Origin of the sequence: Kitasatospora sp. NPDC049285 (assembly GCF_040678815.1) — a bacterium.
GTDB lineage: Bacteria > Actinomycetota > Actinomycetes > Streptomycetales > Streptomycetaceae > Kitasatospora.
In genome coordinates, this window is record NZ_JBFAQR010000056.1 from 22,630 (window position 1) to 48,129 (window position 25,500).

Sequence of the window (25,500 nt, forward strand, 5' to 3'; positions counted from 1 at the left end):
GGACCTCACCTCCCGCACCCGCCCGCATCACCACAGCGAAACCCACCCACCACGCTGCGCGACCACCGGCGCCACGGCTGACAGCACTCACCACGCGGCACCCGCCCTTCCGGTTCCACGACGCCCGCGCGGCGCTCAGCGGCTCACCCGCCACCCCCGGGCACGTCCGTCCCTCTACGCCCCCGCCCTCCGACTCTCCTCGCTCCCACCCCTCTGTCCCTCTACGCCCCCGCTCCCCGGCCACTTCGCCCCCACCCCTCTGTCCCTCTTCGCCCCCCCGTCCCCGGCCTCCTCGCCCCCAGCCCCATCCCTCTTCGCCCCCATCCCTCTTCGCCCCCCACCCCTCTGTCCCTCTTCGTCCCCCTCCCCCTCCTACGCGGTGAGCGACTGCCAGACGGGGTGCAGCGCGTCCGCGATGTCCAGCGCGGTGATCGGCGCGCCGGGGCCCGCGGCGTGACGGCCCGCCAGGCCGTGCAGGTAGGCGGCGGCGCCGGCGGCGTCGAGCGGGGCGAGGCCGGCGGCGAGGAGGGAGCCCGCCAGGCCGGAGAGGACGTCGCCGCTGCCGGCGGTGCCGAGCCAGCCGGTGCCGGTGGGGTTGACCCGGACCTGGCCCTCGGGCGCGGCGACCACCGTCGTGGAGCCCTTGAGCAGCACCGTGGCGCCGTACCGCGCGGCGAGCAGCCTCGCGGCCCACAGCCGCCGCGCGGCGACGGTCTCGGCGTCGGTGTGCTCGGCGGCGCCCGCCAGCAGCCGGGCGGCCTCGCCCGCGTGCGGGGTGAGCAGCGTCGGGGCCGGGCGGTCGCGGAGCAACTCGGGGCCGATCCGGGCGAGTTCGGTGAGGCCGTCGGCGTCGACCAGCACCGGCACCTCGGCGGCGAGCGCCTCCCGCAGCGCCCGTTCGGCGCCGTCGCCGCCGCCGGGGCCGACCACCCAGGCCTGTGCCCGGCCGGCGTCGGCCGGTCCGCCGTCGGTCACCAGGGTCTCCGGGAAGCGCCGCACCACCTCGGCGGCGGCGCTGCCCGCGTACCGGACGGCCCCGGCGCCGCCGCGCAGCGCGCCGGCCACGGCGAGGGCCGCGGCGCCGGGGTAGCGCGCGGAGCCCGCGGCGACGCCGACCACGCCGCGCCGGTACTTGTCGCTCTCGGCGCCGGGCGCGGGCAGCAGCGCGGCCAGGTCGGCGTGCTGCAGCACCTGGACGGGCGCGGGCGGCAGGTCCAGTCCGATGTCGACCAGGTGCACCACGCCCGCGTACGTGGCGCCGGGGTCGATCAGCAGGCCGGGCTTGTGGGTGCCGAAGCAGACCGTGACGTCGGCGCGCAGCGCGGCGCCGGGGACCTCGCCGGTGTCGGGGTCGACGCCGCTGGGCACGTCGACGGCGACCACCGGGCCGCGGCGCCGCATGGTGGCGAACGGCGCGGCCGCGGGGCGCAGTCCGCCGCGGCCGCCGATGCCGACGATGCCGTCCAGGACGAGGTCGGCGCGGGTGAAGGCCTCCGGGTCCTCGACGACCCGGCCCCCGGCGGCGAGCAGGGCGGCCAGGCCGGCGGCGTGCGCCTTGGCGGGGTCGAGCAGCAGTGCCTCGGCGCGGGCGCCGCGGCGGGCGAGCCGGGCGGCGGCGTACAGCGCGTCGCCGCCGTTGTCGCCGGAGCCGGCCAGCACCAGGATCCGGCTGCCGTAGACGCGGGGCAGCAGGCTCGCGCAGGTGGCGGCGAGTCCGGCGGCGGCACGCTGCATCAGGGTGCCGTCGGGGAGGGCGGCCATCAGCGCGGCCTCGGCGGCGCGGACCTGGTCGACCCGGTGGGCGTGGCGCATGCGTCGGTCTCCTACGGCTCGGCGGCACGGGACCCGCGGCTCGACCCGCCGGGGCCGCCGCCGGACGGAGCCATCCTCTCGCGCGCCCGCCCCCGCCGCAGGCGCTCCGGCACCGCGCGCCCGTCCCCGGCCACAGTCCTCTCGGCCCGACCCGGACGACCCGGCCCGACCCGGACGACCGGGGTCAGCCCTCGGCGATCACCACGGCCGAGGCGACACCGGCGTCGTGACTGAGCGACACGTGCCACGACGTCACCCCGAGGACGGCGGCCCGGGCTTCGACCGTGCCGGTGACGTGCAGCACGGGCCGGCCGGAGTCCTCGACCCTGACCTCGGCGTCCTCCCAGCGCAGTCCGGGCGGCGCGCCGAGCGCCTTCGCCAGGGCCTCCTTGGCGGCGAACCGGGCGGCCAGCGAGGCGGTGCCCCGGCGCTGGCCGGACGGGAGCGTCAACTCGTTGGGGGTGAACAGCCGTTCGGCGAGCCCGGGGGTGCGTTCCAGGGACTCCCCGAACCGCCCGATGTCCGCCACGTCGATGCCGACCCCGATGATCACGCGCTGCTCCCGTCCTGGTCCACGGCCCGGACGATACGCCAACGGGCCCCGACCGGAGGGTTGCGGTCGGGGCCCGTCGGCGGAATCGGCTACTCGACGGTGACGGACTTCGCCAGGTTGCGCGGCTGGTCCACCTCGTGGCCCTTGGCGGTGGCGAGTTCGCAGGCGAAGACCTGCAGCGGCACGGTGGAGACCAGCGGCTGCAGCAGGGTCGGGGTGACCGGGATGCGGATCAGGTGGTCGGCGTAGGGGACGACCGCCTCGTCGCCCTCCTCGGCGATCACGATGGTCTTCGCGCCGCGGGCCCGGATCTCCTGGATGTTGGAGACGATCTTGTCGTGCAGGATCGAGCGGCCGCGCGGCGAGGGCACCACGACGACCACCGGCAGGCCTTCCTCGATCAGCGCGATCGGGCCGTGCTTGAGCTCGCCGGCGGCGAAGCCCTCGGCGTGCATGTAGGCGAGCTCCTTGAGCTTGAGCGCGCCTTCCAGGGCGACCGGGAAGCCGACGTGCCGTCCGAGGAACAGCACCGAGCGGGCGTCGGCCAGCGAACGGGCCAGCTCCCGGACCGGCTCCATGGTGCCGAGCACCTGCTCGACCTGGCGGGGGGCGTCGCCGAGCTCGCGGATCACCGAGGAGATCTCGTCGCCCCACTTGGTGCCGCGGACCTGGCCCAGGTACAGCGCGACCAGGTAGCAGGCGACCAGCTGGGTCAGGAACGCCTTGGTCGAGGCGACCGCGACCTCCGGACCGGCGTGGGTGTACAGCACCGCGTCGGACTCGCGCGGGATGGTCGAGCCGTTGGTGTTGCAGATCGCCAGCACCTTGGCGCCCTGCTCGCGGGCGTGCCGGAGCGCCATCAGGGTGTCCATGGTCTCGCCGGACTGCGAGATGGCGATGACCAGGGTGCGGTCGTCCATGATCGGGTCGCGGTAGCGGAACTCGCTGGCCACCTCGACCTCGCAGGGGATGCGGGTCCAGTGCTCGATCGCGTACTTGGCGATCATGCCGGCGTGGAAGGCGGTGCCGCAGGCGACGATCACCACCTTGTCGATCTCACGCAGCACCTGGTCGGGGATGCGCAGCTCGTCGAGGGTGAGCCGGCCGTCGGTGCCGATCCGGCCGAGGAGGGTGTCGGCGACGGCCTTCGGCTGCTCGGCGATCTCCTTGAGCATGAAGTAGTCGTAGCCGCCCTTCTCGGCGGCGGAGGCGTCCCAGTCGACGTGGTACTCGCGGACCTCGGCGGGCGTGCCGTCGAAGTTGGTCACCGTCACGCCGGAGGTGCGCAGCTCGACGACCTGGTCCTGGCCGAGCTCGATCGCCTCGCGGGTGTGCGCGATGAACGCGGCGACGTCGGAGGCGAGGAAGTTCTCGCCCTCGCCGACGCCGACCACCAGCGGGGAGTTTCGGCGGGCGCCGACCACCACGTCGGGGGCGTCGGCGTGCACCGCGACCAGGGTGAAGGCGCCGTCCAGCTGCCGGCACACGATGCGCATCGCCTCGGCCAGGTCGCCGTCGTAGGCCTCGGCGAGCAGGTGGGCGACCACCTCGGTGTCGGTCTCCGAGCGCAGCGTGTGGCCGCGGTCGGCGAGCTCGGCGCGCAGCCGGGCGAAGTTCTCGATGATGCCGTTGTGGACCACGGCGACCTTGCCGTGGTCGTCCAGGTGGGGGTGGGCATTGGCGTCGGTAGGCCCGCCGTGGGTGGCCCAGCGGGTGTGTCCGATGCCCGTGGTGCCGGCCGGCAGAGGGGTTTCGGCCAGCGACTTCTCCAGGTTGACGAGCTTTCCGGCCCGCTTGTCGGTGGCGAGGAACCACTGCCCGTCGGCTCCCCGCGTCTGCACCGCGACGCCGGCCGAGTCGTAGCCCCGGTACTCCAGCCGTCGCAGTCCTGCGATCACTACGTCGAGGGCCGCCTGCGGGCCCACATATCCAACAATTCCGCACATGTGCGCCAGCATATGCGGGCCCCTGAGCGGCCCGTACGGCCTGGTGAGCGCACCGGGTGACCGACACCACAACGCCCGGTGGCCCGGGCACCGCTCACAATGGACGTTGTGCTGACCGAACTCTGTACGACGGGCGCGCCCGCCGCGCCCACCCCCTCGCCGTACGTGGATCTGGACCGCGCCGAGTGGAGCGCGCTGCGCGAGCGCACCCCGATGCCGCTCACCGCCGAGGAGGTCGAGCGCCTGCGCGGCCTCGGCACCGCGCTGGACCTCGACGAGGTGCGCGACGTCTACCTGCCGCTGTCCCGGCTGCTGAACCTGTACATCCACGCCACGCACGAACTGCGCGGCGCGGTCGGCACCTTCCTCGACGTCGCCGACACCGAGCGGGTGCGCACCCCGTTCGTCATCGGGGTGGCCGGCTCGGTCGCGGTCGGCAAGTCCACCACCGCCCGCCTGCTGCAGGCGCTGCTGGCCCGCTGGCCCGAGCACCCCCGGGTCGAACTGGTCACCACCGACGGCTTCCTGCTGCCCAACGCGGAGCTCCGCCGGCGCGGCCTGATGGCCCGCAAGGGCTTCCCGGAGTCGTACGACCGGCGCGCGCTGATGCGGTTCGTGGCCGACGTCAAGGCGGGCAAGGAGCGCGTCACCGCCCCGGTGTACTCGCATCTGGTCTACGACATCGTGCCGGAGGAACGGCTGGTCGTGGAGCGCCCGGACATCCTGATCGTCGAGGGCCTGAACGTCCTCCAGCCCGCGCTGCCGGGCACCGACGGCCGGACCCGCCTCGCGGTCGCCGACTACTTCGACTTCTCGATCTACGTCGACGCCCGCACCGACGACATCGAGCGCTGGTACCTGGACCGGTTCCGCAAGCTGCGCGAGACCGCCTTCCAGGACCCCAACTCCTACTTCCGCCGCTTCACCGAGGTCCCGGAGGAGGAGGCGATGGACTACGGCCGCCAGGTCTGGCGCACCATCAACAAGCCCAACCTGTTGGAGAACGTCCTACCGACCCGCGGCCGGGCCACCCTGATCCTGCAGAAGGGCGTGGACCACAAGGTCCGCAGGGCGCTGCTGCGCAAGCTCTAGCGGGCCGTCAGGAGGGCGGCTGGGCCACCGGCCAGGGACGCAGCTTCAGGGTGCCCAGCCCGGTCGAGAAGGCCTTCCGGGTGGCCGGGTCGGCGGCGAACCGGTAGTCGTACTTGCCGCCCTCCTCGACGCTGTGCTCGAACCAGACGAAACCGGGCACCTTGGGGTGCTCGGATATCCACTGGAACATGTCGGTGATCCAGGCCGCCTTGCCGGGGTCGGGCATCGCGCCGGTCTCCGACACGAAGACCGGCTTGTCGGCGATCTCACGCAGCGCCACGTACGTCGGGTCGAGCACCTCGGACGCGGTCTTCTCGCCGAAGCCGTAGGCGTCCATACCGAGCCAGTCGACGTAGGCGTCGCCGGGGTAGAGCTTGTGCAGGTCGCCCTTGACGCCGCGGAGCACGTTGGGGCTCCACAGCCAGATCACGTTGTCGGCCCGCTCCGCGGCGAAGACGTCGTGCACGTGGCGCCACGCGGCCGCGTAGTCGCCCGGCTGGTTGCCGTTGACGCCGCTGCCCCACGGGTACCAGTCGCCGTTCATCTCGTGCGCGAAGCGGAGCACGATCGGGAGGCGCTGGTCGCGCACCGCGCGGGCGAAGCGGGTGATGTACGCGTCGAAGTCACCGGCCGCGATCCGGCCGGTGGAGTACCACGGCTGGTCGGCGTCGTACGGGGCGTCGCCGGGCTCCCAGGTGAGCATCGGGACGGCGCCCTGGCGGTAGATCTCGCGGACCGTGTCCGGGTCGAACTCCTTGCGCCAGTCCAGGAAGTACTGGAGCATCGTCGGCTTCGTCCCGGCCGCCGCGGCGACCGCGTCGGTCTCCGCGCTCGCCGGGGTCTGGTAGGTGCTCACGCCGAAGTACACGCCCGAGGCGCGCAGCAGCTCCGACTTGGTCACCTGGCCGGCCGCGGCGGACGACGTCGCCGAGGCCTGTGCGCTCGGCCCCCGGTCCGCCTGTAGGACCGCCCCGGCCGGAGCCGGAGCGGAAGGCGACGAGCAGCCTGCCGCTGCCGCGAGCAGCAGCACGCACGCGGCCGCGGCGGTCCTCCGGCTTCGCCGGGTCATTCGGGACGTCCCTTCGACGTGCTTCAGTTCCCCTTGGCGAGCAACTGGTCGAAGTACCCCGCGAGTTCCTTGCCCGAGCTCTGCGCCAGCGGATCCTGGTCGCCGGCGCCGCCACTGATCGGACCGGCCACGGTGAGCAGGAGGTACCGGCCCTCCACCTTGTTGGTCAGCGAACAGGCCACGTTACGGCAGAACTCGCCGACGTTGTCCTTCCCGAACAGCGGCTGGATCTGTCCCTTGAATCCGCCGCCCGCCTTGGCCGCGTCCGCCTCGCTCTTGAACACCGCGACGCCGACGGTGACCGCCTCGTTGCCGGAGAAGTAGGTGGCCCGCATCAGCTGCGAGCAGTCCGCGCCGGTCAGGACGTCGCCGAGGCCGTTGCCGGTGGCCTTCCAGCACGGGATGTCGGTGACCGTGGTCTTGCGGACGTAGTTGTGGCCCTCGATGGTAAGCGACGGGTCGGCGAAGAGGGCGTTGGCGGTGATCGCCGGAGGCAGCGACTTGGCCGGCGACGCGCTCCCCGAAGGCTTCGCCGACGAGGAGCCGGAGGCGGTGGCGGAGTGGGAGGCGATCGGGTTCGGGTCGGGGCTGTCCCCCTGGTTCAGCACCGCGACGGCGATCGCGCCGGCACCCAGCACCACGACGCCGATACCGACACCGAGACCCGCCATCAGGCGCTTGCGCTTGGTCTGCGCCTCACGCTGGTCGGCCAGCTGCTGCCAGTCCGGCTCGGTGGGATGGGCGGGCGGCATGCCCTGGAAGGGGTACTGTGGCTGCGGCTGCCACTGCTGCTGCTGCGGGAACTGCGGTGCGCCCTGCACCGGCTGACCCGGCGTCTGCTGGTCAGGCATCTGCGGCGGCATGCCGTAGGGCGGTTGCGGCTGTCCGCCGGGCGCGCTCGGATTCTGCGGTACACCCATCCCATCGCTCATGTGCGTGAATGCTAGGGCATTTGCGCCCATCCGGTGCAGCCACCTCCACGCCGAACCGAAATGTCCGCATTCCGCCGCCGGTCGGCCCCCTGACCGTGATTCAACCGTCACAGATCCCGTCCGCTGGCCGCCCTGCCCGTCGGATAAACTCGCCCGGCGAAAGGTTCGCGCAAGACGCAACCGGCCGCGCCACGTGACGCAGACCGGCCAACGCGACTTCGACGTCGGCCCTGGGGGCCCCATTTGTCCAGCAGTACCGAGTCGGCGCGCCGCGGCCAGCGACGCAGCGCCGTCCCCGCAGCGCGCCGTCGGCGCGAGCCCGTCGCGACCCCGCAGTTGGGCCTACTGCCGCAGCCGCCGAGCGATGCCGAGAAGTACTCGTACGGCAAGCGCCACCTCTGGGTGCTCACACTGAGCTCGCTGATCAGCTTCGGGTGCCTGACGGCCAGCCAGGTCAGCCTGGTGTCCAGCACCCCCTGGCTGTGGATCTACGCGCCGTTCCTGGCCTTCACGGTGATCTACTACCTGATCTCCCTGCGGGTGACGGGCTTCAACGGCGACTTCGACCTTAAGGGCCACCGCCAGCTCGTACGGAACTGGCGGCCCGAGGATTACCCCACCGTCGACGTCTTCCTGCCGGTGTGCGGCGAGCCGATCGAGATCCTGCACAACACCTGGACCCACGTGCGGGCGATGGCCGACCAGTACCCGGGGATGTGCATGCCGTACGTCCTGGACGACTCGGCCAGCCCCGAACTGGCCGCCATGGCCGCCGACTTCGGGTTCCGGTACGGCACCCGGCCGAACCGCGGCTGGTTCAAGAAGGCCGGCAACCTGCACTTCGGCTTCGCGGGCTCGGACGGCGAGTTCATCCTCATCCTGGACGCCGACTTCACCCCCCGCGCCGACCTGCTGTCGGAGCTGCTGCCGTACCTGGACGCCGACCCCAAGCTCGGCATCGTCCAGTCCCCGCAGTTCTTCCGCGTGCTCGACTCGCAGAGCTGGATCGAGCGCGGCGCCGGCGCCGTCCAGGAGCTGTTCTACCGCTCCGTGCAGGTCTCCCGGCAGTCCCGTGACGGCGCGATCTGCGTCGGCAGCTGTGCCGTCTACCGCCGGGCCGCGCTGGAGGAGAACGGCGGTACCACCCTCATCGAGCATTCCGAGGACGTGCACACCGGCTTCGACCTGCGCCGCCTCGGCTGGGGTCTGAAGTACGTGCCGCTGGCGCTGGCCACCGGCGTCTGCCCGGACACCGCCGGTGCCTTCTACAACCAGCAGTACCGCTGGTGCTCCGGCTCGATGAGCCTGCTCGGCAGCAAGAAGTTCTGGGACACCAAGCTCCGGTGGGGCAGCCGGCTGTGCTACATGTCCGGCTTCTTCTACTACATCCACACCGCGATCTTCGTCTTCCTGATGCCGGCCATCCCGCTCGCGCTGCTGGTCTTCCACCCGGAGATGTTCCTGGTGAACCGCCTCTGGCTGGTACTGCCCAGCCTGGTGTACACCACCATGGTCTTCCCCCTCTGGCACCGGGTCCCCTACCGGCTCGAGGCCTGGTCCTGCCGGATGATGTACGGCTGGGCGCACTTCTTCGCGATCTGGGACATCGTGCGCCGCAAGCGGATGGCCTGGCAGCCCACCGGGTCGTCCGGCGCCAAGAAGAACAAGACCCGACGGCTGTGGATCGGCCTGTGGGTGTGGGGCGGCGGCACCGCGCTGGCCTGGGTGGGACTGTCGGTGTGGCGGATCCTCACCGGCTACCCGCCGGACTACGCCCTGGTGCTGGCGTCCGGGCTGTTCTACGCCCTGGTGGTCGGCCGCACCCTCCTCCAGCCCCGAAGCGAGATCACCGCGTGAAACCGACCCTCCGAGCCAAGGCGGCCTGCCTCCTGCTGGCCGGTGTCCTCGCCGTGCTGGCCGGCTGCAGCCGGCCCGGCGGATCCGGCGGCGGCGACGCCTTCGGGAAGGGCGACACCCTGGTCGCCCCGTCCGACACGGCCCAGGCGCCGGTCGACATCACCCCGCTGCTCCAGCCTGCCAAGAAGTACCTCGGTGTCGCCCTGGACGGCGCCCCGGCCTCCATGGACCCGGTCAAGGGCTTCACCACGATGGTCGGCAAGCAGCCCAACATCATCGAGAACTACGCCAGTTGGGGCGACCAGTTCGACTCCACCGGCATCCGGCTGAGCTGGCAGAACGGCGCGCTGCCGTACATCGCCTGGGAGCCGTACAAGACCCCGCTCGCCGACATCGCCAAGGGCGCTTCGGACGCGTACATCAAGACCTTCGCCTCCGCCGTGCAGAAGACCAACGTCCCGGTGGCGATCAGCTTCGGCCACGAGATGAACGGCCACTGGTACGACTGGGGCACCAAGACCAACAGCGCCGAGGACTTCGTCGGCGCCTGGCACCGGATCCACGACATCTTCCAGGACCGCGGGGCCTCCAACGTGATCTGGGTGTGGAGCCCGAACATCGTCAACCCGGTGCCCAAGGTCGCCCTTCAGCCGTACTACCCCGGTGACGGCTACGTCGACTGGGTCGGCATGGTCGGCTACTGGACCGAGTGCTGTGACAAGAACTTCGACCAGCTCTACGGCCCCACCATGACGCAGATCCGGCAGTTCAGCGCCAAGCCGTTCATCATCAGCGAGACCGCGGCCGAACCCGGGAAGAAGGCCGCGAGCTTCGTCGAGGAACTGTTCGGCGGCGTCGAGAAGCATCCCGACGTACTCGGCTTCATCTGGTTCAACATCAGCAAGCGGGCCGACTGGCGGCTGGAGAAGACGGCCTCCACGCTCTCCGCCTTCAAGCAGCAGGCCGCCGACCCGCAATACGGCTTCGATCCGAGAAACCCCTGATGACCCAGCAACGCGACACCTACATCCCGCAGCAGCCGGACCCGGTCGACAACGGACCGGAGGATCGCTACCGGCAGGAGCGCGACTTCGGCTGGTTCGAGGACCGTCCGGCCGAGCCCGAGGCGCCGCACGAGCCCGGCTACACCCTGCCCGACGTCCCCGACGTCGGGTGGGACCCGCTGCCGAGCAGCCGCCGCACCTGGGTCAGCCGGCTCGTGCTGCTGCTCATCCTGGTCGCCCAGGCGCTGTTGACGCTCCGGCTGAGCAACAGCGCCTTCGAGGACGAGGCCCTGTACCTGTACGCGGGACACCTCCAACTGCACCACCTGCAGGGCGGTGCGGCGCTCCCGAACTCGTTCGCCGCGTACTTCTCCGGCTCACCGCTGCTCTACCCGCCGCTGGCCGCCGCCGCCGACGCCCACCTCGGCCTGGCCGGCGCCCGCGGGCTCTCGCTGGCGTTCATGCTCGGCACCACGGCGCTGCTGTACATGATGACCCGTCGGCTCTTCAACGAGCGGGTCGGGCTGGTCGCGGCCGGCTGCTTCGGCGTCATGCAGTCCACCCTGTTCATGGGCGCGCTCGCCACCTACGACGCGATGGCGCTGTTCCTGATCGCGGTCGGCGCATGGCTGGCGGTGCGCACCGCCCGCCGCGGCTGGTGGCTCTCCACCCTGACCATCCCCCCGGTGCTGGTGCTGGCCGTCGCGGTCAAGTACGCGGCCCTGATGTACGCCCCGATCGTGGTCGCCCTGGCCTGTCTGGCAGCCGTCCCGTACCACGCCTGGCGATCGCTGCTGCGGCTGTTCCTGATCCCCGCGGTCGCGGTCGGCGCGACCGTCACCGTGTTGAAGCTCACCGGCAGCGACGTCCTCCAGGGCCTGCAGTCCACCACCACCGGCCGCGCGGTCGGCCACGGCGTACCGCTGGAGATGGCCCGCGAGTGTGCCGAGTGGGGCGGCCTGCTGTTCGCCCTGGCCCTGCTGGGCACCGTGCTGTACGCCAAGAAGGGCCGGATGAGCGAGGCCCCGACGCTGATGGCGGTGCGGGTGCCGCGCCGCCTCTGGCGCACCCTGATGGGCCTGCTGCTGACCGGCACGGCCCTGCTGGCCCCCGCCTACCAGATCTACATCCACGAGAACGTCTCGCTGCACAAGCACATCGGCTACGGCCTGTTCTTCGCCGCCCCGATGGCCGCACTGGGCATCACCCGCGTGGTCGGCTCGCACTTCCGCCACCCGCAGCTGGGCATCCTCGCCTGGGTCACCATGCTGGTGCTCGGCATGGTGCAGTCGAGCAACCTGTACCACGCGTGGCCGAACTCGGACCAGCTGATCACCACCCTGGACAAGCAGCTCGTCCCCGACGGCCACTACCTGGTGGAGGCCAACTCGGTGCCGCGGTACTACCTGCGGCAGAAGGTCGACTTCAACCAGTGGACCTCCACCTACACCATCACCTACCAGACCAAGGACAAGAAGGTCCTGACCGGTGAGCCGGGCTTCAAGGCCGCCCTCACCGACGGCTACTTCGACGTCGTGGTCTTCGACCGCACCGTCACCGGTGCCCTCGACGACCGCCTGGTCAAGCAGCTGCGCAGCGAGGGCAAGTACCGCCTGCTGGTGAGCATCCCCTACCAGAACACCTACGGTAAGGGCTTCTACCAGGTCTGGATCCCGGTCAAGAAGAGCGGCGACACCGCCGCCGCCGCCAAGAACTGAGGCCCGGCACACCGTCAGGGACGGTGTGCCGGGCCCTCGGTCAGGCCTGACGGCCGGTCAGCCCAGGTGGGTGCGGACGGCGTCGGCGAGTCGCTGGCAGACGCCCTGCGCCTGCTCGTGGTCGGCCGCCTCGACCATCACCCGGACCAGCGGCTCGGTGCCCGACTTGCGCAGCAACACCCGCCCGGTGGAACCGAGTTCGGCCTCCGCCTCGCTGACGGCGAGCTGCAGTTCGAGGCAGGACTCGACCCGGTCCTTGTCCACGCCCTTGACGTTGATCAGCACCTGCGGCAGCCGCGTCATCACCGCGGCCAGGTCGGCCAGCGGCTGCTTGGTGGCGGCCAGCCGGGCGCCCAGCATCAGACCGGTCAGCGTGCCGTCGCCGGTGGTGGCGTGGTCGAGCAGGATGACGTGGCCGGACTGCTCGCCGCCGAGCGCGAAGCCGTGCTGCTTCATCTCCTCCAGCACGTACCGGTCGCCGACCGCGGTCTGCACCAGCTCGATGCCCTCGCGCTCCATCGCCAGCTTGAAGCCGAGGTTGGACATCACGGTGGCGACCGCGGTGTTGCGGCGCAGCGTCCCGGCCTCCTTCATCGCGACCGCGAGGATGGCGATGATCTGGTCGCCGTCCACCTCGTTGCCGTCGGCGTCCGCGGCCAGGCAGCGGTCGGCGTCGCCGTCCAGGGCGATGCCGAGGTCCGCGCGGTGCTCCTTCATCGCGGCGCGCAGCTTGTCCAGGTGGGTGGAGCCGACACCGTCGTTGATGTTCAGGCCGTTGGGCTCCGCGCCGAGGGTGTACACCACCTCCGCGCCGGCCCGGGCGAACGCCTCCGGGGCGACCCGGGCGGCCGCACCGTGCGCGCCGTCGATGACGACCTTCACACCGTCAAGTCGGTTCGGCAGCACGGCGACCAGGTGCGCCACGTACCGGTCGAAGCCCTCGGTGTACTGGCGGACCCGGCCGACCGCCGCGCCGGTCGGGCGCTTCCAGGTCTCGTCGCCGACGCCGTAGCGGAGGTAGTGGTCCTCGATGGCGTCCTCGATCGCGTCGTCCAGCTTGTGGCCGCCGCGGGCGAGGAACTTGATGCCGTTGTCGGGCATCGCGTTGTGGCTGGCGGACAGCATCACGCCGAAGTCCGCGCCGAGCGCCCCGGTCAGGTACGCCACAGCCGGGGTCGGCAGCACGCCGACCCGCAGCACGTCCACGCCGGCGCTGGCCAGGCCGGCGATCACCGCGGCCTCCAGGAACTCACCGGACGCCCGGGGGTCACGGCCGACCACGGCGACCGGGCGGTGTCCCTCGAACGCGCCCGCGTCACCCAGCACATGGGCCGCCGCCACCGACAGGCCGAGCGCCAGCTCCGCGGTCAGGCCCTCGTTGGCCACCCCGCGTACCCCGTCCGTACCGAAGAGTCGTGCCATGTTCCGTTCGTCCCGTCCTGTCGCGCCTGTCGGCTGGAGTGGTACCGCCCCACGGACCCCGCACCGGTCCGGGAGCACAACGCCCCGGAGCACGAAGGTGCTCCGGGGCGTGGGTGAATCGCAAGGGTGCGATTAGCGCTTGCTGTACTGCGGCGCCTTGCGGGCCTTCTTCAGACCGGCCTTCTTGCGCTCGACGGCGCGGGAGTCGCGGGTCAGGAAGCCGGCCTTCTTGAGCGGGCCGCGGTTGTTGTCCACGTCCGCCTCGTTCAGCGCACGGGCCACGCCGAGGCGCAGCGCGTAGGCCTGGCCGGAGACGCCGCCACCCGAGATGCGGGCGACGACGTCGTAACGGCCGTCCAGCTCGAGGAGCTTGAAGGGCTCGTTCACGGTCTGCTGGTGCACCTTGTTGGGGAAGTAGTTCTCCAGGGTGCGACCGTTGATCTTCCACTGGCCGGTGCCGGGGACGATGCGCACGCGGGCGATCGCCTCCTTGCGGCGGCCGAGGCCGGCGCCGGGGACGGCCTCGCCGAAGCGGCCGGCCAGCGACTCGGTGGTGTACTCGGTCTCGGTGGTGTACTCGTCGACGTTCTCGTCGAACTCGACCTCGAGGGTGCTCTCGATGGCAGTCTCGGCCACGGTGTTCCTCAGCTTTTCTACGTCAGTTGGGGCTTGGTGGCCGGAATTACTGCGCGACCTGGGTGATCTCGAACGGCACCGGCTGCTGCGCAGCGTGCGGGTGCTGGTCGCCCGAGTAGACCTTCAGCTTCGAGAGCATCTGACGGCCCAGGCTGTTCTTCGGGACCATGCCCTTGATCGCCTTCTCGACGGCCTTCTCGGGGTTCTTCGCGAGCAGGTCGTCGTAGCGGACCGAGCGGAGACCGCCCGGGAAGCCGCTGTGGCGGTAGGCCAGCTTCTGGGTCTTCTTGTTGCCCGAGAGGTGCACCTTGTCGGCGTTGATGATGATGACGAAGTCACCAGTGTCAACGTGCGGCGCGTAGATCGCCTTGTGCTTGCCCCGCAGGAGGTTAGCGGCCTGGGAGGCCAGGCGGCCGAGCACGACGTCGGTCGCGTCGATGACGTGCCACTGACGCTGGACGTCGCCGGGCTTGGGGCTGTACGTACGCACGGTCGTAGCCTTCGCTTTTCAGTGAGTGGGTCCTGACAGGAGCACCAAGGCCCGGGGCCTCCAGCCGATCCGCCCGGACGCAATTCGGGCAGCCGCTGGAGTTCGGCCTGTCGTCTCCGGCGTACCGACCTCTCACGTGAGATAGAGCGAGCCAATACGCACAACAAGGGCCAACAATACCCGCCCGGCCCCCGCTGCTCCAAACCGGCTCAGCGGTCGCGCACCACGCGTGACTCGTCCCACACCGGCTCCGGCGACTCGTACACCCGGCCGTCCGAACCGAACACCAGGAAGCGGTCGAAGCTACGGGCGAACCAGCGGTCGTGGGTGACGCACAGCACCGTGCCGTCGAACGCCTCCAGGCCCTGCTGCAGCGCCTCCGCGCTCTCCAGGTCCAGGTTGTCGGTCGGCTCGTCCAGCAGCAGCGCCGTCGAACCCGACAGCTCCAGCTTGAGGATCATCAGCCGGGCCTGCTGCCCGCCGGACAGCGACTCGAACTTCTGCTCCTCCTGACGGTCCAGCTCGTAGCGGCGCAGCGCGGCCATCGCGGCGCCCCGGGAGAGCGCGTGCTCCTCCTCGACGATCGAGCGGATCGTGCGGCCCAGCAGCTCGGGGTGGGCGTGGGTCTGCCGGAAGTGGCCGGGCACCACCCGGGCGCCCAGCTTCCAGCTGCCGCCGTGCCGGACCGTCTCGTCGCCCGCCAGCATCCGCAGGAAGTGCGACTTGCCGGAGCCGTTGGAGCCCAGCACCGCGACCCGCTCGCCGTAGTAGACCTCCAGGTCGAAGGGCTTCATCAGGCCGGTCAGCTCCAGGCCCTCCATGGTGAAGGCCCGCACGCCGGTGCGGCCGCCCTTCAGCCGCATGGAGATCGACTGCTCGCGCGGCGGCTCCTCCGGGCGGCCGGCCTCCTCGAACTTCTTCAGCCGGGTCTGGGCGGCGGCGTACCGGGTGGCCAGCGCGTGGCTGACCGACGCGGCCTGGCGCAGGTTGACCACCAGCTTCTTCAGCTTGGCGTGCTCCTCGTCCCAGCGGCGCCCGAGCTCCTCGAAGCGGGCGAAGCGGTCCTGGCGGGCCTGGTGGAAGGACTCGAAGCCGCCGCCGTGCACCCACACGCTGGAGCCGGCCGCGCCGGACTCCACCGCGATGATCTTCTCGGCGGTGCGGGAGAGCAGCTCGCGGTCGTGCGAGATGTACAGCACGGTCTTCGAGGTGGCCTGGATCGCCTCCTCCAGCCAGCGCTTGCCCGGCACGTCCAGGTAGTTGTCCGGCTCGTCGAGCAGCAGCACCTCGTCCGGACCGCGCAGCAGCGCCTCCAGCACCAGCCGCTTCTGCTCGCCGCCGGAGAGGGTGTTCAGCCCGCGCCACTGCGCCTTGTCGAACGGGATGCCGAGCGCGGCCACGGTGCACACGTCCCAGTCGGCCTCGTACTCGTAGCCGCCGGCGTCGGCCCAGTCGGAGAGCGCCTGCGCGTACGCCATCTGCGACTTCTCGTCGTCCTGGGCGATCATCGCCAGCTCGGCGGCGTCCACCCGGCGGGCCGCGTCGGCGATCCGCTTCGGGGCGACCGAGACCAGCAGGTCCCGCACCGAGGCGTCGGCGGGCAGCGCGCCCGGGGTGTCGGCGGTGTCCTCGCGGCCGGTGGTGCCGACGAACTGGCGCATCACGCCGAGCCCGCCGCTGACCTTCACCGAACCGCCGTGCGGCTGCACGTCGCCGGCGATCATCCGCAGCAGCGTGGTCTTACCGGCGCCGTTGGCGCCCACCAGCGCGACCGCCGCGCCCTCCCCCACGCGGAAGGACGCGTCATCGAACAGCACCCGCCCGTCCGGCAGGTAGTACTCCAGGTGCGAGATCTCGACGTGTCCCATGCCTCCGGATTGTGCCAAGCCCACGCCCTGCGACAAAACGGATTAGCCGGCCGCCCCGTCCGACCCCTGCTCGGCCGCCCCCGGCTCCACCGCCCCCGGCAGGGTCCGCATCCGCCGCGCCAGCCGGTTGCGCTCCGCGAGCTGCTCGTCGGCCGGGTAGCCGACCTCCTCCAGCGTCAGCCCGTACGGCCGGACCACGTTGACCGCGGAGTTGCGCACCCGCCCCGCCAGCACCTCGCTGGGGAACTCCGGCGGCCGGTGCCCGTCGCCGACCAGCAGCATCGCGCCGACCAGCGAGCGCACCATGTTGTGGCAGAACGCGTCCGCCCGCACCGTGGCCACCGCCAGCGAGCCCTCCTGCGCCGCGTACGGGTCGATCGGCACCCGCTCCCAGTGCAGCTCCAGCAGGGTGCGGATGGTGGTCGCGCCCTCGCGCTTCTTGCAGTACGCCGCGAAGTCGTGCTCCCCGAGCAGCAGCCCGGCGGCGTGGTTCATCCTGTCCAGGTCCAGCGGCCGGTCGTGCCACAGCACGTGGCCGCGCAGCATCGGGTCCACCCCGCCCGGGTGGTCGGCCACCCGGTACGCGTAGCGCCGCCAGATCGCCGCGAACCGGGCGTCGAAGCCGTGCGGCGCCTCGGAGATCCGGTAGATCCGCACGTCGGCCGGCAGCCGCCCCGCCATCCGCCGCAGCAGCTTGGCCCCGTGCTGCGCCCACAGCTCCTCGGGCAGGTCGACGTGGGCCACCTGCCCGCGGGCGTGCACCCCGGCGTCGGTGCGTCCGGCCACGGTCAGCGGGAAGTGCTCCTCGCTGCGGGTGACGATGCGCAGCGCGGTCTCGATCTCCTCCTGCACGGTGCGCCGTCCGCGCTGGCGGGCCCAGCCGGAGAACTCGGCGCCGTGGTAGGCGAGGTCGAGCCGGATCCGCCGGTACCCGTCGGCCGGGCCGTCCTTCACCGGCGGCAGCTCGGCACAGTCGTTGCGCACTTCATCTCCCATGGAAACGGAACGGGCCCGCTCCCCCAACGAGTTGGGAGAAGCGGGCCCGGACGAACACCTGGCGGTGTCAGGCCTGCTCGGCCTCGGTGGCCTCGTCGGCCTTCGCCTCGGCGGTCTCGGCGGCCTGCTCGGCCTCCTTGACGGCGCGCTTGGCGGCGGCCTCGGCCTCGGCGACGGTCGCCTTGGTGGCGATCTCGCCCTCGACCAGCTCGATCACGGCCATCGGGGCGTTGTCGCCACGACGGGGGCCGATCTTGGTGATGCGGGTGTAACCGCCGGGGCGGTTCTCGAACCGCGGCGCGATCTCGGTGAAGAGGGTGTGCAGGACCGACACGTCGGTGATGGTCTTGCGCACCAGGCGACGGTTGTGGATGTCGCCCTTCTTCGCCTTGGTGATCAGCTTCTCCGCCAGCGGGCGCAGGCGGCGAGCCTTGGCCTCGGTGGTGGTGATGCGGCCGTACTGGAACAGCTCGCGGGCCAGGCCGGCCAGCAGCAGCGGCTCGTGGTGCGGGCCGCCGCCGAGGCGGGCGCCCTTGGTGGGACGGGGCATGGATTCGCTCCTTGAATCTCCGACTGCGGCCGTACCAGGTACCGCAACGGGCGTACGGACACTGCGTCCGCACGACTTTCACAGCACCGGAGGCGGTTCGCGGGGAACCGCCTCCGGGCCGAGCTCACATCAGTACTGCTCGGTCTCCGCGTAGCCCTGGTCGTCCAGGTCGTCGGCGCCGAAGGCGTCGGCGGCAGCGGTCGGGTCGAACCCGGGCGGGCTGTCCTTGAGGGCCAGGCCCATGCCGGCCAGCTTCGCCTTGACCTCGTCGATCGACTTCGCACCGAAGTTGCGGATGTCGAGCAGGTCGGCCTCCGAGCGGGCGACGAGCTCACCCACGGTGTGGATGCCCTCGCGCTTGAGGCAGTTGTAGGAGCGGACGGTGAGTTCCAGCTCCTCGATCGGCAGCGCCAGGTCCGCGGCCAGGGCGGCGTCCGTCGGGGACGGACCCATGTCGATGCCCTCGGCGTCGACGTTCAGCTCGCGGGCCAGGCCGAACAGCTCGACCAGGGTCTTGCCGGCCGACGCCATCGCGTCGCGCGGACGCATGGCGGGCTTGGTCTCGACGTCGACGATCAGCTTGTCGAAGTCGGTGCGCTGCTCGACACGGGTGGCCTCGACCTTGTAGGTGACCTTCAGCACGGGGCTGTAGATCGAGTCGACCGGGATGCGGCCGATCTCCTGGCCGGAAGCCTTGTTCTGCACGGCGGAGACGTAGCCGCGACCGCGCTCGACGGTCAGCTCCATCTCCAGCTTGCCCTTGCCGTTCAGCGTGGCGAGGACCAGCTCGGGGTTGTGCACCTCGACACCGGCCGGCGGCGCGATGTCGGCGGCGGTGACCACACCCGGGCCCTGCTTGCGCAGGTACATCACGACCGGCTCGTCGTGCTCCGAGGAGACGACCAGCTGCTTGATGTTCAGGATGAGGTCGGTGACGTCCTCCTTGACGCCCGGCACGGTGGTGAACTCGTGCAGGACACCGTCGATCCGGATGCTGGTGACAGCGGCACCCGGGATCGAGGAGAGGAGCGTGCGGCGGAGCGAGTTGCCGAGGGTGTAGCCGAAGCCCGGCTCGAGCGGCTCGATCACGAACCGCGAGCGGAACTCGTCGACGACCTCTTCGGTCAGCGAAGGACGCTGAGCGATCAGCATGTTCTGGATCCTCCAGTTGTCTTCGACACCCACTATTTGATGCCGATAGAACTCAAGCGTACGGGCTCCCGTGCGAAACGGGAGCCCGTACCAGGTTTAAAACACCGGCCGCCTGGTAATCCCAGGCGTCGCGTCAGACGCGGCGGCGCTTCGGCGGACGGCAGCCGTTGTGCGGGGTGGGGGTGACGTCCTGGATCGAGCCCACCTCCAGGCCGGTGGCCTGGAGCGAGCGGATCGCGGTCTCACGGCCGGAGCCCGGACCCTTGACGAAGACGTCGACCTTGCGCATGCCGTGCTCCTGCGCGCGACGGGCAGCGGCCTCGGCGGCCATCTGCGCGGCGAACGGGGTGGACTTGCGCGAGCCCTTGAAACCGACGTGGCCGGCGGAGGCCCAGGAGATCACGTTGCCCGCGGGGTCCGTGATCGAGACGATCGTGTTGTTGAACGTGCTCTTGATGTGGGCGTGCCCGTGAGCGACGTTCTTCTTCTCCTTGCGGCGGATCTTCTTCGCGCCGGCAGCCTGACGACCCTTGGGGGGCATAAGTCTGTTCTCCTACTGAGGTGGTCGGTCCGCTAACCCGCGGGCCGGAGGGATGTCCGGTGACGGGACGGACTACTTCTTGCCCGGCTTCTTCTTGCCGGCGATCGCGCGACGCGGGCCCTTGCGGGTACGCGCGTTGGTGTGGGTGCGCTGACCGCGGACCGGCAGGCCACGACGGTGACGCAGACCCTCGTAGCAGCCGATCTCGACCTTGCGGCGGATGTCGGCGGCGACCTGGCGGCGGAGGTCACCCTCGACCTCGAAGTTCGCGTCCACGAACTTCTGCAGCTTGACGAGGTCGTCCTCGGTGATGTCGCGGACGCGGATGTCCGGGCTCACGCCGGTCTCGACGAGCGCCTGCTGGGCGCGGGTCTTGCCGATGCCGTAGACGTAGGTGAGGGCGATCTCGATCCGCTTCTCACGGGGGAGATCAACGCCGGAAAGGCGTGCCATTCAAGGCTCCTGTGGTTCTTCAGAGGTCTGACGTGCCGCCTACTCGCTGTCTCTCGACAGGGAGCCCCGGCCTCTGACCGGGGGTGGCAGTCCGTCCATCGGACGGATCGGGCGGCCCGCGTATGACGTTGGTGCGCGTCGCGCGAAGGTACTACGAGAAATGCTGGGGGGTGACTCAGCCCTGGCGCTGCTTGTGGCGCAGGTTGTCGCAGATCACCATGACCCGGCCGTGACGGCGGATCACCTTGCACTTGTCGCAGATCTTCTTGACGCTCGGCTTGACCTTCATGATTCAGGTTCTCCGGGGTCTAGATCTGACGGTTGTTACTTGTACCGGTAGACGATCCGGCCGCGGGTCAGGTCGTAGGGGCTGAGCTCCACCACGACCCGGTCATCCGGAAGGATGCGGATGTAGTGCATGCGCATCTTGCCGCTGATGTGCGCGAGGACCTTGTGACCGTTCTGCAGCTCGACCTTGAACATCGCGTTCGGAAGAGACTCGATCACGGTGCCCTCGATCTCAATGGCGCCTTGCTTCTTAGCCATGAACTGCGAGATCCACCCTTCGGGTCCGGCTACCGTATGCGGAACGCTCGTGCGAACCAGGCTTCACCTCTACCCTACGGGGCGAGGGCGTGCCGAAACACGCTACGAGAGAGCCGACGCACCATCGTAAACCAAGCACCGCGCCGAGGCGAAATTCAGCGCTGCGCCTTCACGGTGAGCGGCAGCACCGGCTCCACCGCCGCGGTGCAGGCCGCGCAGCGGCGGGCCGCCTCCGGGATGTCGGTCAGGCACTCCGGGCAGGGGCGCTTGGGCACCGACGGCTTCTTCGGCAGGTACCGCGCGGTGGCCTTGGTGATCGGCAGCACCACGCAGAAGTAGAGCACCGCGGCGGTCAGGAAGAACGCGATCAGCACGTTCAGGAACTGGCCGTACGGGAAGGTGACGCCGCCCGCGGTGAACTTGTACGCGCCGAAGTCGCCGGCCGCGCCGACCACCACGCCGACCAGCGGGGTGAGGAAGGCCGACACGAAGCCGGTCACCACCGCGGTGAAGGCGGCACCGATCACCACACCGACGGCCATGTCGATCACGTTGCCGCGCATCATGAAGTCGCGGAAGCCCTTGAGCACTGGTCTCTCCCCTGGGGTAGCTGCGGGTGTCCGCTGAAGAAAATAGGACAAGGGGCCCGGAGGTCCAAAACCTCCGGGCCCCGGTGAGAGAAGAGACTCAGCCCAGCGGGTCCGGCGCGGCGGTCACGCCCAGCTTGGCGAGCTCGGCCTTGCCGCCGTCGAAGGCGGTGAGCACCAGCGGGCCCTGCTCGGTGACGGCCACCGAGTGCTCCCAGTGCGAGGCCCAGGTGCCGTCGACCGTGACCACGGTCCAGTCGTCCTCCAGCACCTCGGTGTGCGGGGTGCCGAGCGAGACCATCGGCTCGATCGCCAGTACCGTGCCCGGCACCAGCTTCGGGCCCTTGCCGCGGCCGGCCACGTAGTTCAGCACGTGCGGCTCCATGTGCATGGCGGTGCCGATGCCGTGGCCGCCGTAGCCCTCGGTGATGCCCCACGTGCCCTTCGGCGGCAGCGGCTGGCGGCGGATGAAGCCCTCGATCGCGCGGGAGACGTCGACCAGCCGGTTGGCCTTCTTCATCTGGGCGATGCCGGCCCACATCGAGCCCTCGGTGACCCGGGAGAGCATCACGTTCTCCGGGGCGGTCTCGCCGACCGCGACGGTGATCGCCGCGTCGCCGTGCCAGCCGTCCAGGATCGCGCCGCAGTCGATCGAGATCAGGTCCCCGGCCTGCAGCACCCGGTCGCCCGGGATGCCGTGCACGACCTCCTCGTTGACCGAGGCGCAGATCACCCCCGGGAACCACAGGCCGCCGTGGTGGGCGCGGAAGTTGGAGGTGGCGCCGTGCTTGGCGATGACCCGGTCGGCGATCTCGTTCAGCTCGCCGGTGGTCACCCCCGGGGCCACCGCCTCGCGGCAGGCCTTCAGGGCCTCGGCGACGACCAGCCCGGCCGCCCGCATCTTCGCGATCTGCTCGGGGGTCTTGATCTCCACCATCTGGTCAACGCCTTCCACGATCCGGGTAACGACAGCCCTACCACCGTACGACGCCGAGACGGCCGGGCCGCCCCCTCGCGGGGCGGCCCGGCCGTCTCGGACGCGGCTCAGGCGTTCTTCTTCTGCTCCAGGGCGGCGACCGCGCGCTCGGTCACCTCGTCCACCTTGCCGAGGGCGGAGATGGTCACCAGGAGGCCCTGCTCCTGGTAGTAGCCGATGATCGGCTCCGTCTTGGAGTGGTACTCCTCCAGGCGGACCCGGACGGCTTCCTCGGTGTCGTCGGAGCGCTGGTACAGCTCTCCGCCGCACTCGTCGCAGACGCCCTCGACCTTCGGCGGGTTGTACACCACGTGGAACACGTGGGCGCCGTTGTTGCGGCACAGCCGGCGACCGGCGATCCGCTTGACGACCTCGTCCTCGGGGACCTCCAGGTCCAGCACGCCGTCCAGCGTGATGCCCTGCTCGGCGAGGAACCCGTCCAGCGCCTCGGCCTGGCCAAGGTTGCGCGGGAAGCCGTCCAGCAGGAAGCCGGCGGCGGCGTCCTCCTGGAGCATCCGGTCCTTGGCCATCCCGATGGTCACCTCGTCGGGCACCAGGCGGCCGGCGTCCATGTACGCCTTCGCCTCGAGGCCCAGCGGGGTGCCCTGGCTGATGTTGGCGCGGAACAGGTCACCGGTCGAGATGTGGGGAATGGACAGGGTCTTGGCCAGAACGTGCGCCTGAGTACCCTTCCCGGCCCCGGGGGGTCCGACGAGGACGATTCGCATCAGCGGAGGAACCCTTCGTAATTGCGCTGCTGGAGTTGGCTCTCGATCTGCTTCACAGTTTCGAGTCCGACGCCGACGACGATGAGCACGGAGGTGCCGCCGAACGGGAAGTTGGTCTGCTGTCCGAAGGCGACCAGGGCGATCATCGGGATCAACGCGATCAGGCCCAGGTAGAGCGACCCCGGCCACGTGATGCGGGTGAGCACGTAGTTCAGGTACTCGGCCGTCGGTCGGCCGGCCCGGATGCCCGGGATGAAGCCACCATACTTCTTCATATTGTCGGCAACTTCTTCGGGGTTGAAGGAGATGGCCACGTAGAAGAAGGCGAAGAACACGATCAGCACGAAGTACGTGACCATGTAGATCGGGTGGTCGCCCTTGACGAAGTGGTTCTTGACCCAGATCGCCCAGCCGGCCTGAGAGTTCGTCAGCTGCACCACGAGCGCCGGGATGTACAGCAGCGACGAGGCGAAGATGACCGGGATCACACCGGCCTGGTTGACCTTCAGCGGGATGTAGGTCGAGGTTCCGCCGAACGCCCGGCGGCCGATCATCCGCTTCGCGTACTGCACCGGGATCCGGCGCTGCGCCTGCTCGACGAAGATGACCAGGCAGACCACGATGATGCCGACCAGGATCACCGAGGCGAACTCGCCCCAGCCGTCCAGCAGCTTGCCGGACTGCTTGATCGCCCACATCGAGCCCGGGAAACCGGCGGCGATCGAGGTGAAGATCAGGATGGACATGCCGTTGCCGATGCCGCGGTCGGTGATCAGCTCACCCAGCCACATGATCACGGTGGTGCCCGCGGTCATGATCACGACCATCGTGGCGATCCGGAAGATCGACTGGTCGGGCACGATGTCCCGGGCGTAGACACAGCCCGAGAACAGGGCGCCGCTGGACGCGGTCGCGATGATGCCGGTGCCCTGGAGCACCGCCAGCGCGATGGTCAGGTACCGGGTGTACTGGGTGATCTTCGCGTTACCGGCCTGCCCCTCCTTCTTCAGCGCCTCGAGTCGCGGAATGACGACGGTGAGCAGCTGCAGGATGATGCTGGCCGTGATGTACGGCATGATGCCGAGCGCGAAGATGGTCAACTGCAGCAGCGCGCCGCCGCTGAACAGGTTGACCAGGCCGAACAGGCCTTGCTTGCTCTCCTTCACGCATTCGTGCACGTACGTGAAGTTGACCCCTGGTACGGGGATGTGCGCGCCCAGCCGGAACAGCACCATGATGCCCAGCGTGAACAGCAGCTTCTTGCGCAGGTCGGGCGTCTGGAACGCCCGCGCGAACGCACTGAGCACGGTGCCTCCTGCGCCTCCCGCGCGTCGTCGGCGGAAGGGTCGGTCCTGATGTGGGGAAAGGGAACTTCAGGGACTCTAACAGTGCCCGGGTACTTGGCAGAAGCGCGTACCGCCGCTCCCCCACTCACGGGGTACGGCTTGCCCGGGTTTGACACACAAATCCAGCACACGCGTTCCCGCCGGAAACGCGGCCGGGCCCCGGCCCGCCTTTCACAAAGGCGGGCCGGGGCCCGGTTTCTGTCCGTGCGTCAGATCGACGACGTCACAGCAGCTCGGTGACCGAGCCGCCGGCGGCGGTGATCTTCTCGGCGGCGGAGCCGGAGACGGCGTCGACCGTCACCTGCAGCGCCACCGCGATGTCGCCCTGGCCGAGGACCTTGACGAGCTCGTTCTTGCGAACGGCGCCCTTCGCGATCAGGTCGGCCACGGTGACCTCGCCACCGTTCGGGTAGAGCTCGGCCAGGCGGTCCAGGTTCACGACCTGGAACTGCTTGTGGGCCGGGTTCTTGAAGCCCTTCAGCTTCGGCAGGCGCATGTGGAGGGGCATCTGGCCACCCTCGAAGCGCTGCGGAACCTGGTAGCGGGCCTTGGTGCCCTTGGTACCACGACCGGCGGTCTTACCCTTGGAGCCCTCACCACGACCGACGCGGATCTTGTCGGTCTTGGCGCCCGGGGCGGGACGCAGGTTGTGGATCTTGATCGGGTTGTCAGACATGATCAGTCCACCTCCTCGACCGTGACGAGGTGACGAACGGTGTGGACCATGCCGCGGATCTCCGGGCGGTCCTCCTTCACCACGGTGTCGTTCAGCCGCTTGAGGCCGAGCGAACGCAGGGTGTCACGGTGGTTCTGCTTGCTACCGATGTACGACTTGGTCTGGGTGACCTTCAGGCGAGCCATCAGGCGCTCACCCCAGCCGCACGGGCCCGGAGCAGCGCGGCCGGGGCCACGTCCTCCAGGGGCAGGCCACGACGGGCGGCGATCTCCTCGGGGCGCACGAGGCCCTTCAGAGCGGCCACGGTGGCGTGCACGATGTTGATCGCGTTGTCCGAGCCGAGCGACTTCGACAGGATGTCGTGGACGCCGGCGCACTCCAGGACGGCACGCACCGGGCCACCGGCGATAACACCGGTACCGGGGGACGCCGGCTTCAGCAGCACGACGCCGGCGGCCTTCTCGCCCTGGATCGGGTGCGGGATGGTGCCCTGGATACGGGGGACCTTGAAGAAGTTCTTCTTGGCCTCCTCAACACCCTTGGCGATGGC

The 25,500-nt window shown here is 70.3% G+C and carries 26 protein-coding genes and 1 pseudogene; 4 read left to right on the forward strand and 23 right to left on the reverse strand.

The window, feature by feature from the left end:
* Positions 1-372 precede the first annotated feature (372 nt).
* The 3 genes from AB0K51_RS27625 to glmS form a co-directional block, all read right to left on the reverse strand.
* Complete coding sequence (locus tag AB0K51_RS27625; protein ID WP_363459867.1) at positions 373-1,812, reverse strand: NAD(P)H-hydrate dehydratase; 1,440 nt, start codon at positions 1,810-1,812, stop codon at positions 373-375.
* 184 nt (positions 1,813-1,996) lie between these two features.
* On the reverse strand, positions 1,997-2,365 hold the full coding sequence (locus tag AB0K51_RS27630; RefSeq protein WP_363459868.1) for a holo-ACP synthase: 369 nt from the start codon (positions 2,363-2,365) through the stop codon (positions 1,997-1,999).
* 89 nt (positions 2,366-2,454) lie between these two features.
* On the reverse strand, positions 2,455-4,311 hold the full coding sequence (gene glmS, locus AB0K51_RS27635) for a glutamine--fructose-6-phosphate transaminase (isomerizing) (RefSeq protein WP_363459869.1): 1,857 nt from the start codon (positions 4,309-4,311) through the stop codon (positions 2,455-2,457).
* Between the two features lie 99 nt (positions 4,312-4,410).
* Between glmS and coaA the strand changes: the two genes are divergently transcribed.
* Complete coding sequence (coaA, locus tag AB0K51_RS27640; protein WP_363459870.1) at positions 4,411-5,403, forward strand: type I pantothenate kinase; 993 nt, start codon at positions 4,411-4,413, stop codon at positions 5,401-5,403.
* A gap of 7 nt (positions 5,404-5,410) precedes the next feature.
* On the opposite strand, the gene AB0K51_RS27645 is transcribed toward coaA, so the two are convergent.
* On the reverse strand, positions 5,411-6,304 hold the full coding sequence (locus tag AB0K51_RS27645; RefSeq protein WP_363459871.1) for a glycosyl hydrolase: 894 nt from the start codon (positions 6,302-6,304) through the stop codon (positions 5,411-5,413).
* Positions 6,305-6,495: 191 nt separating this feature from the next.
* Entirely contained in the window at positions 6,496-7,323 is an 828-nt protein-coding gene (locus AB0K51_RS27650) for a hypothetical protein (protein ID WP_363459872.1), read from the reverse strand.
* Between the two features lie 417 nt (positions 7,324-7,740).
* Here AB0K51_RS27650 and AB0K51_RS27655 point away from each other — a divergent pair, with 417 nt between their 5' ends.
* The 3 genes from AB0K51_RS27655 to AB0K51_RS27665 are packed head-to-tail and all read left to right on the forward strand — an operon-like array spanning position 7,741 to position 11,983.
* A complete protein-coding gene (locus AB0K51_RS27655; RefSeq protein WP_363459886.1) occupies positions 7,741-9,261 on the forward strand; it encodes a glycosyltransferase family 2 protein in 1,521 nt (506 codons plus the stop codon).
* A complete protein-coding gene (locus tag AB0K51_RS27660; protein ID WP_363459873.1) occupies positions 9,258-10,265 on the forward strand; it encodes a glycosyl hydrolase in 1,008 nt (335 codons plus the stop codon). Before AB0K51_RS27655 ends, AB0K51_RS27660 begins: the two co-directional genes overlap by 4 nt.
* Positions 10,265-11,983 carry a glycosyltransferase family 39 protein gene (locus AB0K51_RS27665; protein WP_363459874.1) on the forward strand — a complete coding sequence of 573 codons (1,719 nt, stop codon included), beginning with the start codon at positions 10,265-10,267 and terminating at the stop codon, positions 11,981-11,983. Before AB0K51_RS27660 ends, AB0K51_RS27665 begins: the two co-directional genes overlap by 1 nt.
* A gap of 57 nt (positions 11,984-12,040) precedes the next feature.
* Here the strand turns inward: AB0K51_RS27665 and glmM are convergent, their stop codons facing one another.
* The 18 genes and pseudogenes from glmM to AB0K51_RS27755 all read right to left on the reverse strand — a co-directional run.
* A complete protein-coding gene (glmM, locus tag AB0K51_RS27670; RefSeq protein WP_363459875.1) occupies positions 12,041-13,405 on the reverse strand; it encodes a phosphoglucosamine mutase in 1,365 nt (454 codons plus the stop codon).
* Positions 13,406-13,537: 132 nt separating this feature from the next.
* On the reverse strand, positions 13,538-14,041 hold the full coding sequence (gene rpsI / locus AB0K51_RS27675; RefSeq protein WP_363459876.1) for a 30S ribosomal protein S9: 504 nt from the start codon (positions 14,039-14,041) through the stop codon (positions 13,538-13,540).
* Between the two features lie 46 nt (positions 14,042-14,087).
* On the reverse strand, positions 14,088-14,531 hold the full coding sequence (rplM, locus tag AB0K51_RS27680; protein WP_363459877.1) for a 50S ribosomal protein L13: 444 nt from the start codon (positions 14,529-14,531) through the stop codon (positions 14,088-14,090).
* Positions 14,532-14,740: 209 nt separating this feature from the next.
* Positions 14,741-16,399 carry an ATP-binding cassette domain-containing protein gene (locus tag AB0K51_RS27685; protein ID WP_363459878.1) on the reverse strand — a complete coding sequence of 553 codons (1,659 nt, stop codon included), beginning with the start codon at positions 16,397-16,399 and terminating at the stop codon, positions 14,741-14,743.
* Between the two features lie 42 nt (positions 16,400-16,441).
* On the reverse strand, positions 16,442-17,383 hold the full coding sequence (gene truA / locus AB0K51_RS27690) for a tRNA pseudouridine(38-40) synthase TruA (RefSeq protein WP_363459879.1): 942 nt from the start codon (positions 17,381-17,383) through the stop codon (positions 16,442-16,444).
* Between the two features lie 79 nt (positions 17,384-17,462).
* The gene (gene rplQ, locus AB0K51_RS27695) at positions 17,463-17,945 is read right to left on the reverse strand and encodes a 50S ribosomal protein L17 (protein WP_363459880.1); all 483 of its coding nucleotides are present in this window, start codon (positions 17,943-17,945) and stop codon (positions 17,463-17,465) included.
* Positions 17,946-18,074: 129 nt separating this feature from the next.
* Positions 18,075-19,097: a DNA-directed RNA polymerase subunit alpha gene (locus AB0K51_RS27700; RefSeq protein WP_030457404.1), complete on the reverse strand. Its 1,023-nt coding sequence runs from the start codon at positions 19,095-19,097 to the stop codon at positions 18,075-18,077.
* Between the two features lie 133 nt (positions 19,098-19,230).
* Positions 19,231-19,638 carry a 30S ribosomal protein S11 gene (gene rpsK, locus AB0K51_RS27705; protein ID WP_030232513.1) on the reverse strand — a complete coding sequence of 136 codons (408 nt, stop codon included), beginning with the start codon at positions 19,636-19,638 and terminating at the stop codon, positions 19,231-19,233.
* A gap of 72 nt (positions 19,639-19,710) precedes the next feature.
* Entirely contained in the window at positions 19,711-20,091 is a 381-nt protein-coding gene (gene rpsM, locus AB0K51_RS27710) for a 30S ribosomal protein S13 (protein WP_363459881.1), read from the reverse strand.
* A 175-nt stretch (positions 20,092-20,266) separates the two neighbouring features.
* The gene (gene rpmJ / locus AB0K51_RS27715) at positions 20,267-20,380 is read right to left on the reverse strand and encodes a 50S ribosomal protein L36 (protein ID WP_003956441.1); all 114 of its coding nucleotides are present in this window, start codon (positions 20,378-20,380) and stop codon (positions 20,267-20,269) included.
* A gap of 35 nt (positions 20,381-20,415) precedes the next feature.
* The gene (infA, locus tag AB0K51_RS27720) at positions 20,416-20,637 is read right to left on the reverse strand and encodes a translation initiation factor IF-1 (RefSeq protein WP_003956442.1); all 222 of its coding nucleotides are present in this window, start codon (positions 20,635-20,637) and stop codon (positions 20,416-20,418) included.
* Between the two features lie 155 nt (positions 20,638-20,792).
* A complete protein-coding gene (gene mscL / locus AB0K51_RS27725; RefSeq protein WP_363459882.1) occupies positions 20,793-21,227 on the reverse strand; it encodes a large conductance mechanosensitive channel protein MscL in 435 nt (144 codons plus the stop codon).
* 97 nt (positions 21,228-21,324) lie between these two features.
* On the reverse strand, positions 21,325-22,161 hold the full coding sequence (gene map / locus AB0K51_RS27730) for a type I methionyl aminopeptidase (protein WP_363459883.1): 837 nt from the start codon (positions 22,159-22,161) through the stop codon (positions 21,325-21,327).
* A gap of 107 nt (positions 22,162-22,268) precedes the next feature.
* Complete coding sequence (locus tag AB0K51_RS27735; RefSeq protein ID WP_363459884.1) at positions 22,269-22,928, reverse strand: adenylate kinase; 660 nt, start codon at positions 22,926-22,928, stop codon at positions 22,269-22,271.
* The gene (secY, locus tag AB0K51_RS27740) at positions 22,928-24,235 is read right to left on the reverse strand and encodes a preprotein translocase subunit SecY (protein WP_363459885.1); all 1,308 of its coding nucleotides are present in this window, start codon (positions 24,233-24,235) and stop codon (positions 22,928-22,930) included. The genes AB0K51_RS27735 and secY overlap by 1 nt, the downstream gene beginning before the upstream one ends.
* Positions 24,236-24,497: 262 nt before the next feature.
* Positions 24,498-24,953, reverse strand: coding sequence for a 50S ribosomal protein L15 (gene rplO / locus AB0K51_RS27745; RefSeq protein ID WP_363459887.1), 456 nt, complete (start codon positions 24,951-24,953; stop codon positions 24,498-24,500).
* Positions 24,953-25,135 (reverse strand): 50S ribosomal protein L30, encoded by a 183-nt coding sequence (rpmD, locus tag AB0K51_RS27750; protein WP_014136270.1) that lies wholly within the window; start codon positions 25,133-25,135, stop codon positions 24,953-24,955. The genes rplO and rpmD overlap by 1 nt, the downstream gene beginning before the upstream one ends.
* Positions 25,135-25,500: pseudogene (locus tag AB0K51_RS27755) on the reverse strand (30S ribosomal protein S5); the annotation flags it as partial. The gene rpmD and the pseudogene AB0K51_RS27755, both read right to left, overlap by 1 nt.

What these genes read in the sequence shown, in the direction of transcription:
- rpmJ (WP_003956441.1), bottom strand. Translation starts at nt 20,380, where the DNA reads ATGAAGGTCAAGCCGAGCGTCAAGAAGATCTGCGACAAGTGCAAGGTG.
- glmM (WP_363459875.1), bottom strand. Translation starts at nt 13,405, where the DNA reads ATGGCACGACTCTTCGGTACGGACGGGGTACGCGGGGTGGCCAACGAG.
- AB0K51_RS27625 (WP_363459867.1), bottom strand. Translation starts at nt 1,812, where the DNA reads ATGCGCCACGCCCACCGGGTCGACCAGGTCCGCGCCGCCGAGGCCGCG.
- rpmD (WP_014136270.1), bottom strand. Translation starts at nt 25,135, where the DNA reads ATGGCTCGCCTGAAGGTCACCCAGACCAAGTCGTACATCGGTAGCAAG.
- glmS (WP_363459869.1), bottom strand. Translation starts at nt 4,311, where the DNA reads ATGTGCGGAATTGTTGGATATGTGGGCCCGCAGGCGGCCCTCGACGTA.
- rplQ (WP_363459880.1), bottom strand. Translation starts at nt 17,945, where the DNA reads ATGCCCCGTCCCACCAAGGGCGCCCGCCTCGGCGGCGGCCCGCACCAC.
- AB0K51_RS27665 (WP_363459874.1), top strand. Translation starts at nt 10,265, where the DNA reads ATGACCCAGCAACGCGACACCTACATCCCGCAGCAGCCGGACCCGGTC.
- map (WP_363459883.1), bottom strand. Translation starts at nt 22,161, where the DNA reads ATGGTGGAGATCAAGACCCCCGAGCAGATCGCGAAGATGCGGGCGGCC.
- AB0K51_RS27650 (WP_363459872.1), bottom strand. Translation starts at nt 7,323, where the DNA reads ATGCCTGACCAGCAGACGCCGGGTCAGCCGGTGCAGGGCGCACCGCAG.
- AB0K51_RS27685 (WP_363459878.1), bottom strand. Translation starts at nt 16,399, where the DNA reads ATGGGACACGTCGAGATCTCGCACCTGGAGTACTACCTGCCGGACGGG.
- infA (WP_003956442.1), bottom strand. Translation starts at nt 20,637, where the DNA reads ATGGCTAAGAAGCAAGGCGCCATTGAGATCGAGGGCACCGTGATCGAG.
- rpsK (WP_030232513.1), bottom strand. Translation starts at nt 19,638, where the DNA reads ATGCCCCCCAAGGGTCGTCAGGCTGCCGGCGCGAAGAAGATCCGCCGC.
- rpsM (WP_363459881.1), bottom strand. Translation starts at nt 20,091, where the DNA reads ATGGCACGCCTTTCCGGCGTTGATCTCCCCCGTGAGAAGCGGATCGAG.
- AB0K51_RS27735 (WP_363459884.1), bottom strand. Translation starts at nt 22,928, where the DNA reads ATGCGAATCGTCCTCGTCGGACCCCCCGGGGCCGGGAAGGGTACTCAG.
- AB0K51_RS27700 (WP_030457404.1), bottom strand. Translation starts at nt 19,097, where the DNA reads ATGCTGATCGCTCAGCGTCCTTCGCTGACCGAAGAGGTCGTCGACGAG.
- coaA (WP_363459870.1), top strand. Translation starts at nt 4,411, where the DNA reads ATGGACGTTGTGCTGACCGAACTCTGTACGACGGGCGCGCCCGCCGCG.